The organism is Mesorhizobium sp. WSM4807, assembly GCF_055811615.1.
The window spans coordinates 202,540-215,727 of record NZ_JBVVQY010000002.1 but is presented as its reverse complement, the minus strand read 5'-3'; the positions used below and the strand labels follow the sequence as shown (position 1 = coordinate 215,727).

Genomic DNA, 13,188 nt, shown 5'->3' with positions numbered 1-13,188 from the left:
TCACATGGCAGCTTTGAACTTAGCATTTTTTGCTGCCGGCCCCTCTGGAAATTGTCGGAAAGTCAGGTCTATTTCGTGGCCTTTGATGGCCGCCATCGCGCCGTGCTTCGTACAGGATTATGGTCGACTCTGTTTGACGTTATCGCACATCCCTGCCTTCGCTTTATGACATCCGACTCGTAGGAGTGACGGCCGCGAGGGCAGTTGGCGAAGCCGTGAGTTACGAACCCGATAAGCAAGATTTGCAGGTCGAACCCACTTGCGCGGGTTGTCCGCACAAGCGGCCTATTTCAATCAAGAGATTTTCTATTCCGCCTTACCGCCCGGAAATCGGAATCGGTTTTCCAGAAAGGGTCATGCGCAGAGCCAAAAAGTTAGAGCGTCTTTGCGTGTCCAAACGGGGCGCTCTACTGAGGCTCGCCGGCGGTGCTGTCGAGATATTGGGTCAGCGCGCAAACCAGATGATAAAAAATGCTTGCCGGCACATCGGTCGCCAGCGAGCGGCCCCGCTCGTCGATCCGGTCTATCCACAGGCCGAGTGGTGCCGGATTGATGTGCCAACGGAACAGGCGACCGACACGCGCTTCGATCTCGGGCTTGAGATCGGGACCGCCTGAACCATCCAGTGCAATCGCCGCCTTGATCGCTTCGGCCTGCGGCCAACTGCGCGAGACAAGGTCGAGTGGCAGGCCTTGCCGCGAGACGGCGCCATAGGCAAGGCCGGTGGCGCGATTGAGGCCATTGGCGATGGCCGAGGCATAGAGCTTTCTGGCAAAGCCGGTCAGGTCACTTTGGCCGCTGCGCCCGGTGAAGTCGACCAGCAGCGAGGCCCATTCGAAATGGTGGCCGGGTTCCGTCCATGTACCTTTCTCGCCCTCCGCCGGCCTCCACTCGCCATCGAAATATTCGCCCAGCGTCCAGCTTTCCGGATCGAAGAAATGGCTGCGAAACAGATCGACGATGCGCGCGGCGCGGCGAAGATAGGCGAGTTCGCCGGTCGCTTGATGCCAGGCCAGAAAAGCCTCGAGCAGATGCATGTGCGGGTTGGAACGGCGTTCGCCCGCGCCGCTCGACGTTTCGAGAAAGCCGGTCATGCGGTGATCCTCGAGATGCGCGTCGAGAAACGAAAACGTTTCTTCGGCAAGCCGCAATGCATCAGGATTGCCGACCATGTGGGCATGCGCCAGCGCCAGGAGCACGCAGGAATGATCGTAGGCATCCTCGGTGGGGTCGGCGACCGTGCCGTCGACATTGAGCGTGCGCACCCAGCCGCCATTGTCGGTGCGGCCGTTCCTGTTCATGAATTCGATGCCGTGGCTGATCAACCGGTGGGCAGGCCCGTCCCAGCCGCGGGCCTTGGCGACAGCGAAGGCGTAGACTTGCCTGGCCATGGTGCGCATGCGCTTGGGCTTCTTCAGCGGTGTGGCGTCAAAGCCGAGCGCTTCGTGGAAGCCGCCATGGCGCTCATCGACCCCGACCGTGGACCACAGCGGCACCGTCTCTTCGAACAGCCAGTGATGAACACGGCGCCGCCAGGCGCCGCTTTCGATCACACGGTCGCCGGCGGGCGTGAACCTGGTTTCCAGCCGGCCGCTCTTTTCGAGCTGCTCGACGATCTTCTTGACGTTCTGGCTGCGGCTGACCGGGGCGACGAAGGTGGCATCGGCGGTCGAAACGATGGCAACGTCCTTCAAGCCGATGGCAGAGAGCAAGCGACTGTCGCTGCGGATATAGGAGTTCTCGCAGTCGATGGCGACGACATCGCCGACGATGACGTTGCCGTCATTGTCGGACGGACCGACATCGAGCAGTGATTGCCATGAACCGAGATCGTTCCAGCGGAAGCCGGCCGGCACCATGGCGATGTCGGCGGCGCGCTCCATGATCGCATAGTCGATCGACGTCGAAGGAATGGCGGCGTAGAGTTCCAGAGGCATGTAGAGACCGGAAAGATCTGACGTCGCCGCCTGGTAGGCAAGTTCGGTGGCCTTCCAGATTTCGGGCTCGAAAGCCGTGAAGGCGTCGCGCATGGCGCTGGCGCGAAACAGGAAGATGCCGGTGTTCCAGTAGAAATTGCCGGCCGCCAAATAGCTCTGCGCCGTTGCGAGGTCTGGTTTCTCGACGAAACGCGAGACATCGTAGATGCCATCCTTCTCGCCGGCGACCTCGATATAGCCGTAGCCGGTCTCCGGCTGGCCAGGCTTGATGCCGAACACCACCAGCCGGCCGGCACGCGCAGCACCGGTGCCGTTTTCCACGCTCTGCCAGAATTGCCGTGCGGTCGTGATCTCATGATCGGACGGCACCACCAGCACCAGGCTGTCGCCAAATTCGGACAAGGTGCGCAGCGTCGCCAGGGCAACGGCGGCGGCAGTATTGCGGCCGGTCGGTTCGAACAACGGACCGCCGCCGGAAAGGTCGAGGCCGGCGAGATCGGCGTGGACGCGGTCGGCGTGCCGCTCCGATGCAATCAGGAAGACCGGCGTTTCGCCCTTCGGCCGCGCCGTCAGCCGGCGCAGCGTCTTGACCAGCATCGAGCCATCGCCCGAAAAATCATGAAACTGCTTGGGATTGTCCTCGCGCGACAGCGGCCACAGCCGTGAGCCAACGCCGCCGCTCATGACAAAACTGACGATCCGCTCGGTCATGGGGTGACACCTCTGACATTGTCAATATCCGCGAGGATCGCCGCCATTTTGTTATCGAACCGGCTGATCGCGAACCGCCTTTTGGCAGCAGCCGCAGGGGCTTGTCTACAGGATGCAAAGCCGTCCGGGTCAGATTGCTTTTCCTGCCGCAGATGTTCCAAGGCATCTAATATGGCCGTGATTGAACCCGCGGATACGAAATGCGCCGGGTAATCGCCGAGTGTCTCCCGCAAAGCTGGGATGTCTGAAACGATGATCGCCTTGCCTGCACACATGGCTTGGATGACAGCCAATGGCTGACACTCGCTACTATAGCCAGACGGAAGAGCGACGACATCGGCACTGGTTACCAAGGCGTTGGCAGTATCAGGATTCACATGGCCCCGATAATCAAACCAACTCATGGACCTGAGAACAGCTAGGCGAGCGGCTGCTCCTTCCTCATTTAGCTCATTATCGCCAATCGGTCTGCCGATCGAAACTAAACGCACCGAACTCCCTTCAGCCGACATCCTATTCACCGCTTCCGCAAGAAGAAAAAAGCCTTTGCTGCTCATGATATTGGAGTTCCAAAGCACCGTGAGCATGTCGGAATCGGCATTGGCTAGTGAAGTGTCATCGCCGGCAGAGGCCGCTAACATAAAATAATTCTCACAAAGGTGGAGCGGCATGTTTGTCATTTTGCGCAGCGGTTCCAGTAAGTGCGCCGAAGGTACGATGATCTCGCATCGCTTGTAGAGAGCACGAGCCAGTGGGGACAGCGATCGCGCCACCAGTAAGTCGACGATGTCAGAACCATGAGAGTGCACGACGACACGCACTCCAGCCAGCGCTGTCAAGAGAGCAGGAACGTCGCGCAAAAAACCCCAATCCGAGCGTGAGCAGACTAGATAGATGGTTCTCACCTGCCCACGAGCCACGGCGCCCCACAGCGCTAACACCAATGCAGCCCACGAGACCACCGAGCGAAGGCCAGAGCCGCTGTAAACGTACTCGCTCCACGTAATTTGAGGCTGGTGTCGCACCACACGCGCGGTGACCAGCGCTTGCCCTGTGACCTGCGAATAATCCGCGGACCAAAGAGCGACTTTGATCGAAGATCGCATGGCTTGAAACATGATTGGCCGCCTCCGCGACTTCCGCCAGCTCGAAGAATGTAGCATCCTATCCTGGCGTTCTCTTTGAAACTATCTCATTACTATATCTTTTGGGTTATCCAAAACATACAGGTGGGGGCAAATTTCGTATACAAATTCTTCCTGTTATAAGCCATATTCCATGCTAGAGCGCTACTTAATACAGCGTCCAACGCAGACATTATACTCGAATTGTATGCTGGTGATACTTTCAACAATGATGCCACTCGAGGCGTAATTGGAAACATACACGGGGCCTGATGCACGATCCGCAAACCCGCTTCCTTAAAAGCGTACTCCATAAACCCCTTAGGAATTCCTCGCTCCCTTTTAGTTAAACCCCCACGCGGCTTGCGCCAGTCGCCCATATTTACCACGGGCTCCCGCACCAAAGCGTAACCACCGCGCACTAACACCCGCCCGATTTCGCTGACAACATAGCTCACGTTTGGAATGTGATGTAGCGTTCCAAAGCACGTTACAAGATCCACGGAGTAGTCGTCGACGGGGATAGCCCCTGAAACGCTAGGCTTCCGATATTCAACGGGAATCCCGTCCAGATTGCTCGTCACGAATTTCTCGCTTGGATCAAGTATCGTAATCCGGCCCAGCTTGCCAATTATCGGGCGAAATTCATAACCAAACGCACTCCCCAAGCCCATAGCGTGCGAAAAACGCAAATCAGGTAATTTCGAAAATCCATGGCGATTATTGAGCGCATGATATGAGTATTGGTATTGCTTGAGAGGGCCGTCGAGAAGTGACGAGTAACCTTCAGCCTCGTCTCTGTACCACTGCTCAATCTGCTCCAAAGAGAAATCGTCTCCATATAGACGCTTTCCTTCCAAATAAGCATCGAACTCGGCTTCATGCATTCTCTCAACTCCGAATCATTAAAGAGCGTTATAAACTGAAGAAGCGGTTTACCTTTAGCTGGCGATGATCTACTGAGCAGAAGGGCTCGGGCCATGTCGACAGGGTCGAATGTTGCAGCCGTGGTGCCGGTCGCCGCATGTAACATTCCAGTGAGGCGATTGGCCGTCAGCAAGCAGCGTGACGATAGTAGGGTGCTGGCGATCCGGCGTCTCCTCGTTGAACGTCACACCACTCTTGCCACACTGATTGGCCACAAGCCCGACTGACGGCATTGAGCCCCCCCTGCAACAGCGCCCAACTCCTGCCGATCCTGACGCATTCTGACGTCGCTGCCCTCTTTACAGCATCATCGGTCACGTTCTGGTCAAAGCGTTGTTGTATGACTCATCAAGTAGACTCTATAAGGAATTCGAACCATGCGGATGTCAGTCGCGCAAAAATTCAGCTGTAAGCGATACCGGACAGCGAGCATCGCCTTTCTCAAGGCGGTATTCTGCATAGTATGCCTTCTGGCCGGCCCATGGTCGGCGGCGGCGCAGACGCGGCCACCGTTCAGGCTTTTCGAGGCTCTGACGTTCGAAGACGAGCCTGATTTCCAATCGTTCGGACTCGACCATCTCACCATAGCGGATTCCCATGCCCTTGGGACTGGCGTTCCTCACGCCGGCCAAGTGCGGAAAGCTCTGGAGCTGCCGAGGAGCAATCAATACCTTGCTATCGACATCGAAAGCTGGCCGTTGAATGGTCTGGATGTGGCATCCTCAATTGCTAATTACCAGAACACGCTTAGCGCGTTCAGAAAGGCAGATCCGAGCATCAAGCTCGGTCTTTATGGCGTCCTCCCGGTCAGGGACTATTGGAGAGCGATTGGCCACGAGGGGTCCGTTGCGCTGGACGACTGGAAGCAGCAAAACACCAACATCGGGTCCTCCCTCATCCCTTATGTCGATGCGCTATACCCGTCCCTCTATACATTTTACGGCGACAAGGACGCTTGGGTGGCCTATGCGCGAGCCAACATCGGGGAAGCGCGAAGAATCGCGCAGGGAAAGCCAGTCTACTGTTTTCTGTGGCCGCAGTTTCACAAGACTCTTGCTTTTCTGCCGGGCGACCTCTGGCGTGCCCAACTGGACACCTGCAGGACACTGGCGGACGGTATCGTAATCTGGGGTACTATCCGCGTCAGTTCGCCCTATCGCCCTGCGAAATGGGATCCACAAGCCGAGTGGTGGCAAGCGACGCTCGCGTTTCTTGAAACGTTGAGTACGCCCCAAATAAGATTCGCTGAGTAGGGCCAGAAAAGGCATCCAAGGCTTATTCTGCTTCGATGGAAGCATCAAGTTTTAATGATGTAGGGCGATGTCAGGCCCCTCCTAGAGAATGCATTTCTAGTGTCCATTATCAGCCGAGCGTTTTTAGCCAAAACACTATAGTCGACGACATCATGATCTGTTGCAATGAGAACAGCATTGAAGCTCTTCACAGATTCAGCGCTGAGATCTATGGATTTCCGGTCGGCGAATTTCGCATGTTCGCGTGTGACAGGTATTATGGGCACATGCGGGTCATGGTACTCAAAGGTGCATCCGCGTTTCTCAAGAAGTTCCATGAGCTCGAAAGCTGGGCTCTCGCGTATGTCCGAGACATTCTTTTTATAAGCTAGTCCGATGACAAGTATGTTGGCTGAACCTAGTGAAGTCTGCTGAAATTGGTCCAGCGCAAGCTCAAGCTTTCCGATGACATAACGCGGCATCGAGACATTAATTTCGCCAGCGAGTTCAATAAAGCGGGTGGACATACCATACTCGCGTGATTTCCAGGTCAAGTAGAAAGGATCGATTGGGATGCAATGGCCACCGAGGCCTGGCCCTGGATAAAATGGCATGAAACCAAAAGGCTTTGTGGCTGCGGCATCAATGACCTCCCAAACATCGATGCCCATAACGTCGTAAATTATCTTCAGTTCATTTACGAGGGCAATGTTCACCGCACGAAACACGTTTTCGGTAATTTTCACGGCCTCAGCGACCTTCGGGGAAGAGACGACAACTACTTTTTCTACTATCGCTTTATAATAGGTTTCCACCGCTATTGATGCCTCCAGGCCCTCCCCCGCTACGACTTTAGGGATAGTCGCGGTACTAAATTTCGCGTTGCCAGGATCTTCTCGTTCAGGCGAGAAGCCTAAAAAGAAATCAACGCCACTTCTCAATCCCGCTCGCTCCAGAATCGGCTTCACCACCTCTTCAGTCGTGCCTGGATAGGTGGTCGATTCCAAAACGACGAGATGCCCGTGACGCAGATGGAGAGCGATAGTTTCAGCAGTCTCCACAATGTAGCGCAAATCCGGTTCCCGGTGCTTTGTAAGCGGCGTTGGCACACAGATTATGACAACATCACAGTCTGCAAGCTCGGCGAAGTCGGCGCTAGCGCGGAAGGAGCCAGAGGCTACATGCTTAGCGAGTTCTGATGAACTCACTGCATCGATATAGGATGCTCCGGCATTGAGGCGAACGACCTTGTGTTCGTCCACGTCGAAGCCTAGGGTTCGGAAGCCACGCCGCGCTGAAGCAGCGGCGAGCGGTAATCCTACGTATCCGAGCCCAATGATGCCGGCAACGGCAGTCTTGGCAGTCAATTTGTCGATGAGCCTTGCTACGCCCGGTTCTGTCGCGTCATTCATCTGTTTCGTCCTTTTTTCGCCCAGGCACAACGATGCGGGGCAGGCGCCGAAGCGGGTGGAGGTCCTCTTCAACGAACATCGCACTTTAGTTCACATAACATGGACGCCGACTAAGACCGTTTTCGAAGGCTCCGGTTCCGGATCGATTAACTTCTCACTTCGCAGCCACCAGATCTTTGCTATTTCCGGAGGGCTTGAGTGAACTGATGGCTGCAGAAAATCGCTTTGCCATATCCTCTGCGTTGTAACTAGCCGCGGTCGTTTCGAGTGCGGCGGCAGACATGTCCGGGAGCCGAGCGGCGTCGGAAAAGGTGTCATTCAACACTTGGGCCAACGACGCCGAGCTACCCTTTACAAATGTATAGCCGTTGCTTCCCACTTTTAGCGCCGCGAATTCAGGCCCATGCGTCCATCGATCATCGTGAACAACCGCCGGCAGCCCGTAGCTAAATGCATGAATAAGGCTAAGCCCCACCGGCCCAGGATACACAAACAGCCTACAGCGATTAGCTATCGTCGCTATCTCTTGTTCGTTGGAAATTCCGCCATGCCAAACGATGCGATCGCTTATCCCGAGCCGAGTTGCTAGCAATCTCCACCCCGACTCCGCCTCCCCTCCCCCTATAATATCGAGCGTCAGAGTTGAACCAAGCGGATCAGCGAGTGCAAGGAACAATGTTTCCAATTCCGCCTTCTCAACAAGCCGGCCTATGAAGAGCAAGTCACGCGTGCGTTTCGACACATCATATCGCGTACGAAAGTTGACGAGCTCCGACGTCTCAATGCCATTGTTTAGCGCAAAAATCGCTCTATCTGCCTTTCCCGGAAAGCGGAGCCGATACTCAGCGACCTCGTGCTCGGTATAAAAGATTACGCTATCGGCCAAATTCATCAGAGCCATGCGTAACGCCGCACGCCACCACTTGCTGGTTGACGACCAATAATGCCCCCACCATACAGTTCGGGCGCCTTTACACTTGGCTTTCACTAGCAGCGCCATATTAGAGAGACATCTGGGCGCTCCTGACACCACAACTATATCTTCAGGTCTGATTTGAATTGCAAAGGATCCTTGCTGCCACTCCAAACCAGGAAATACACGACGAATAGGCCCAAGCCTCGCCTCCCAAGCGGGTCGTTTCCGCGCCGACGTCAAGACTCCCATATCTGTGGCCGACGCGAAAACGGTGAAACGTGTTCCGTACATTTCTGCAAGGCGGCTGAAAAATCCTACCCGATATGTTGGAACGACGGGCTGCACTAGGATAATCTTCCCATCCCAAAGCACCTCAGCATCACACTTCCTTGACATCACCTACCCGCTCCTGCGCCAGGCCACCCTGGCGCCTCTGTTGCACTCGCGGTCCGCCTCGAGCATCTCAATGAGCCGCCAGTGGCGGCGATTGCAGACATTTGAAAAGTCGCCTGGATCGTTCTTGCCGATGATCGAGAGCGGATCATGAGCCCGGGGCCTATCGAGAGCCGTGTTCAAACCTCCGCCAGGCGTCGGTCGCAACCCGTACACTTCGATATCTAATGGGCCTTATTTTCCATTTTACGGCTTCTATCAAGAAAGCCTTGATACCCATACCAAAACGATATCGTCAGAGCAGAACTAACCCAGAAGAGCGAATTTCCCCATAGGCTGCCGCTTGCCATGCCGGCGATCGCTTCCCTGATGAATAGCACCGCAGCCAGCACCGCAGCGAGCGGGAATTTGCCGGACCGAATGATACCGACCGCCGATCTGAGTGCCAAAGTTATGTGAGCCGCAAACGGCAATGATCCGAGCACCCCCACCGACATCAGGGATTCAAGATAAATGTTGTGGGGATAGAAATTGAACTGCATCTCGACCGCATAACGCCCGATCACCGGGCTTTCTAGAAACTGCCTCCAGGCGCCAGCAAACAATTGACTGCGGATCATTGTTGATTGATCGGCATTCGCATCGATCGTCCGAAGTCTCGCAATGACAACATCGATTAGCTCCACGCCGCTGGTCGCCAAAATTGCCATGGCGACAACCAATGCTCCCAATATGGCGAACACTCTCTTTGAGCCTTTAAGCAACAGTATGTAGACCAATAGAGACCCCGCGCCAGCAATGTATGCACCGCGAGACCTGGAAAATACCACAACCAACAATAGTATCGGACCAAGTATCATGGATTGGATCGTTAATTTTTTTGTCTTTCCCAAGACAAGGAAAAAGAATATCAAAAATGCGAAAGCCGTATGCCCCATTGCTATCGGGTTGATTTTGTCGAGAGACATCCTTTCGTCCTGGCTCCAGAACAGCACATCCCTGTTTAGATAAAGTCCAACGATAAAAATAACGCAAAGAGCATTCATAACAAGGATCAGATCTGTGTTTCTTATCGCCCTATCCATCGACGCTATAAGAAGCGTAGACCCGACACTGGTCACCATGAAAATACTAAATATCATTGCAGGACCAGGTGTGATGTATATAGAAGATATGTAAATGTTCTCTATAAGTCTAGATAGATATATTATGAAAAATATCTTCATCGGAAGAAGAGCAGGCGTTGACGATCTCAACTTTGCTGGAAGGAGTATATATGAGGCGGCGGTGATCATAACAATGGCTACTCTTACCAAGATCGACCCGGTACTGCCTTCTGGGTAAAACTTGTTTACAAAACCGGAAAAAGCATAGAAGCCACAAATTGCAAGAGCGAGGGCTGCCGCAGGAGAGAACAAAATGCGTCGGTCAACGTAACCTCTCAAATGCGCAAATCGGCGGCCAGCTCCGCCTCGAGCGAAATCGGCCGATCTGTCGTAATGAATATTGGCTCTCTGAGTCATGGGACTAGCCGCACCTCACACGGTGAAGTGTGCCACGCCGTGGATACCGCGGGCTATGTTCTCTATGGAAAAATAGAAAAGAAATCCGATGCCGAAGAAGTCGGTCCAGATTGTTGGGCCGAAGGGGGCGGACAACTTTGGTCCGCGCCGACAAATGCTGTGTCAGAAAGCCCGGTGAAGTTGGCGCCTCTCGGCAATTCGATTCCACGACGCCGGAAGAACGGCACGGAGTCTTGTTGTGTCTCTCTTCTATGCCGCCGATGATGAAGTCGCGCCAGACAGCAATCGACGACACTAGTTGAAGGCGCAACATTCGGCGGCCCTGCATTTTAGCCTCCCACCGAAGACGGTGGGGCCGATACTTTTTCAGCCACTAGAAGATAGCCCATCGGCATGCTCTCGCGAGTCGCAAGCCCCAATTTCTTGGCAGGAGGCAATGCACGCATGAGCGTGGTGAGCCAATAGACCGAATTGGCAATCCAGGGCCGAGACGCCACCGCCTTCGTGGCAAGATCGGAAAGTACATCTGTGGCGCCGCCGTAGGATGACAGCTCGATTGTGCTTAGTCCCGCCTTCATCGTCATCCGCTCCAATGCAAAGCGGGTGTAGCGATGATAATCGTGGGGTATCTCGTGTAGCCAGTAAAAAAACGGGACGCCGATTATCAATTTACCTCCAGGCCTCAGGGCCCGGGCTGCACTGTCGAACAAGGCCTGCGGTGTATGCAGATGTTCGATAACATCGCTTGCGATGACCGTGTCGAAGCTCCCTTCTTCCAAGGTCAACTGCTCGTTCAGGTCCGCGAACAGGTCGACGTAGGCGGCGCCATGGGTGCTGCCCGGCCAATCGACGCAGAACACATCACTGACATGGTCGCGGTAGATCTCGTAAAGCGGAACGGCGCCACAGCCCAGATCGGCGAGACGGCCCTTAGCATGAGTAGCGATCGCAGCGGCATAGACGGATGCCAGTCGATCAGCAATCAACCGCGACCGCGCCGGTACCTCGTTGCGGTTCGAGCGCCAAACGCCCTTGCTGGTCCGTTCGAACTTAGTGGGCTTCCACTGGTCGGCATTCTTCATTGAACTTGGCGCTCTTCGATGTCGAGAGGTTCCGCTATGGCCGGCAGCACCATGGCACGTCGAAGGCGATCGCGCGTGTGCCGTTGCGTGAAATGATCCAGTACACGCTGCCGGCCGGCATCCCCCATCTTGGCAGCACGTTGCGGCTCCGTCAGGAGACTGGCAAGCGCCTCTGCCATGCTTTCGATATCGTGCTCTTCCACAAGCAGGCCGGTCTCACCATCGACAACGGCCTCTGGAATGCCGCTGTGACGTGTCGCCACAACGGGGAGTGCGCTCGCCATTGCCTCCAGGATGGATACCGGCAGGCCTTCCATATCTCCATTGCGAGCCGTCACTGAATGCTGCACGAAAATTGCAGCGTCTTGCATCATGCCCTGAACACATTCTGTGCTTCGAGAGCCGTGAAAAATGACACGATCCGACAGGTTCTCCTGCTCCACCAACGCCTTGGATCGCGCCATCAAGGGCCCATCCCCAACAAAATCAAGTCGCGCCTCGGGAAACCTTGAAGCGATCCGGGCGAACGCCTCGATCGCAAGGTGCGGTGATTTCTTTTCAACGAACCGCCCAACGAAAAGGAGCCGACCGCTATCGCGCTTTGATGGTGTGAAGCGCTCGGGCAAAACTCCACACGGACTGACGTGGAGTTTCTCACTCGGGCAGCCGATTTGAACCAGACGATTGGCGATGAAACGTGATGGCGCGATGATCCCGTCGGCGCTGGCGAAGAGACGCCGATAGCGACGTCGCCATGTCTGTTTCCTAGGCATCACGGTTGAATCCGCCCCATGGGCGTGGGCATACAACCGCACGCCGGCGCGGCGACAAGCAGGAGCGAACAGCGCACCCATCGTAAGATACTCGACAAGGGCGGCATCCACGTTGTGGGCCTTCAAGAATTCGACGACCCTGTCCTCGTCGCTCCTAGACATTCCCTCACGGACATAGGCGAGCCAGGCTAGGCGTGCCGGAATGGAAATGTGGCTAGGTAGTTGGCTAAGCCGTGACGGCCCAGGAATCCCGGAAAGAACGGGATAACCGAATTGATCGGCACCATCGTGCTTCTGGCAGATGAGCACAGTGCTACCGGGCGCGAGATGGCGAACATGATCTCGGATAAATGTCTCAGAAGGCGTGTTGAAGAATTGCGAAATGACCGCAATCATTCTGGCCAGCCTTCAAACGGTTTGACGCCATATTTGATTTTTCGACGAGGCTCAAACAAAGATGCGTCGATTTTCGTAGCTATCTTGCGAAGCAAGGAAGGGGGAGCTGAATGAGGGTCGAGGCTCACTTCCCGCACGAAGACCGCGTGGATGTATTTGTTACCCAAGACGTGTTTCGTTGAGTACACTCGCCAACCACCAGCTTCCGCTTCGTCGATGAGCACCGATAGAGGGATAGAGTTATCTATGATTTGGATCTCTTCAGGCTTGTTTGCGCGCAGGAAGTCAAGATATTCGGGCGAAGGGTAGGTGACTGCCAGACAACAGGATTGGGCCGAAATGCTGGCTAAGTCAGAAAACAGCTTTGTTCTATCGCCCTCGGGCACGTGCTCGATAACATCGATCAAAGTGATGAGTTCGAACGGCTTTTTCGCAACTTGTTCCAGTTTCTCGAATTGATCTGTCACGCTGGCGGAAATAAACGTCAGATTTGGTTCAGAGCAAGTTCGGCGAGCGTATTCAATATTCGCCGCAGAGATGTCGATACCATAGACGTGGCCGCCCTGGCATTGCTTTGCCATTGCCTCGGTAACAATCCCAATTCCGCATCCAATGTCTGCGACCACACTCCTGCTCTTCACGAGTGGTTTCACGAATGCAATTGCTGCCCTGAGTCTGCCGTTCGGGCCGCGAATTCTGTAGCTGACCATCCGTTTGGGCAGAAATTCGTCATAGAATTGCTTTACCGCTTCATCTGCCATA

General features: G+C 55.1%; 11 protein-coding genes. 2 read left to right on the top strand and 9 right to left on the bottom strand.

Translation table 11 applies throughout. The annotated features are described in order from the left end of the window. Positions 1-407 precede the first annotated feature (407 nt). The 3 genes from AC0L3N_RS03355 to AC0L3N_RS03345 form a co-directional block, all read right to left on the bottom strand. Positions 408-2,648 (bottom strand): mannose-1-phosphate guanylyltransferase/mannose-6-phosphate isomerase, encoded by a 2,241-nt coding sequence (locus tag AC0L3N_RS03355; RefSeq protein WP_473545585.1) that lies wholly within the window; start codon positions 2,646-2,648, stop codon positions 408-410. Next, positions 2,645-3,766: a glycosyltransferase gene (locus AC0L3N_RS03350; protein ID WP_473545584.1), complete on the bottom strand. Its 1,122-nt coding sequence runs from the start codon at positions 3,764-3,766 to the stop codon at positions 2,645-2,647. Before AC0L3N_RS03350 ends, AC0L3N_RS03355 begins: the two co-directional genes overlap by 4 nt. A gap of 80 nt (positions 3,767-3,846) precedes the next feature. Continuing rightward, positions 3,847-4,659, bottom strand: a complete 813-nt coding sequence (locus AC0L3N_RS03345) for a class I SAM-dependent methyltransferase (RefSeq protein WP_473545583.1) — start codon at positions 4,657-4,659, stop codon at positions 3,847-3,849. A gap of 93 nt (positions 4,660-4,752) precedes the next feature. Here AC0L3N_RS03345 and AC0L3N_RS03340 point away from each other — a divergent pair, with 93 nt between their 5' ends. Together AC0L3N_RS03340 and AC0L3N_RS03335 are read left to right on the top strand one after the other, a co-directional pair. Continuing rightward, positions 4,753-4,926 (top strand): hypothetical protein, encoded by a 174-nt coding sequence (locus tag AC0L3N_RS03340; RefSeq protein WP_473545581.1) that lies wholly within the window; start codon positions 4,753-4,755, stop codon positions 4,924-4,926. A gap of 150 nt (positions 4,927-5,076) precedes the next feature. Continuing rightward, complete coding sequence (locus AC0L3N_RS03335; protein ID WP_473545579.1) at positions 5,077-5,952, top strand: hypothetical protein; 876 nt, start codon at positions 5,077-5,079, stop codon at positions 5,950-5,952. A 44-nt stretch (positions 5,953-5,996) separates the two neighbouring features. Here AC0L3N_RS03335 and AC0L3N_RS03330 read toward each other — a convergent pair whose 3' ends face one another. The 6 genes from AC0L3N_RS03330 to AC0L3N_RS03305 all read right to left on the bottom strand — a co-directional run bounded on the left by AC0L3N_RS03330 (position 5,997) and on the right by AC0L3N_RS03305 (position 13,187). After that, positions 5,997-7,343 carry a nucleotide sugar dehydrogenase gene (locus AC0L3N_RS03330; RefSeq protein WP_473545578.1) on the bottom strand — a complete coding sequence of 449 codons (1,347 nt, stop codon included), beginning with the start codon at positions 7,341-7,343 and terminating at the stop codon, positions 5,997-5,999. A 154-nt stretch (positions 7,344-7,497) separates the two neighbouring features. Further along, positions 7,498-8,244: a glycosyltransferase family 4 protein gene (locus tag AC0L3N_RS03325; RefSeq protein WP_473545576.1), complete on the bottom strand. Its 747-nt coding sequence runs from the start codon at positions 8,242-8,244 to the stop codon at positions 7,498-7,500. Positions 8,245-8,876: 632 nt separating this feature from the next. Further along, entirely contained in the window at positions 8,877-10,175 is a 1,299-nt protein-coding gene (locus AC0L3N_RS03320; RefSeq protein ID WP_473545575.1) for an O-antigen ligase family protein, read from the bottom strand. Positions 10,176-10,504: 329 nt separating this feature from the next. Further along, positions 10,505-11,257 carry a class I SAM-dependent methyltransferase gene (locus AC0L3N_RS03315; protein WP_473545573.1) on the bottom strand — a complete coding sequence of 251 codons (753 nt, stop codon included), beginning with the start codon at positions 11,255-11,257 and terminating at the stop codon, positions 10,505-10,507. Then, positions 11,254-12,426: a glycosyltransferase gene (locus AC0L3N_RS03310; protein ID WP_473545571.1), complete on the bottom strand. Its 1,173-nt coding sequence runs from the start codon at positions 12,424-12,426 to the stop codon at positions 11,254-11,256. The genes AC0L3N_RS03315 and AC0L3N_RS03310 overlap by 4 nt, the downstream gene beginning before the upstream one ends. Beyond that, the gene (locus AC0L3N_RS03305; RefSeq protein WP_473545569.1) at positions 12,423-13,187 is read right to left on the bottom strand and encodes a class I SAM-dependent methyltransferase; all 765 of its coding nucleotides are present in this window, start codon (positions 13,185-13,187) and stop codon (positions 12,423-12,425) included. The genes AC0L3N_RS03310 and AC0L3N_RS03305 overlap by 4 nt, the downstream gene beginning before the upstream one ends. Between the last annotated feature and the right edge of the window lies 1 nt (position 13,188).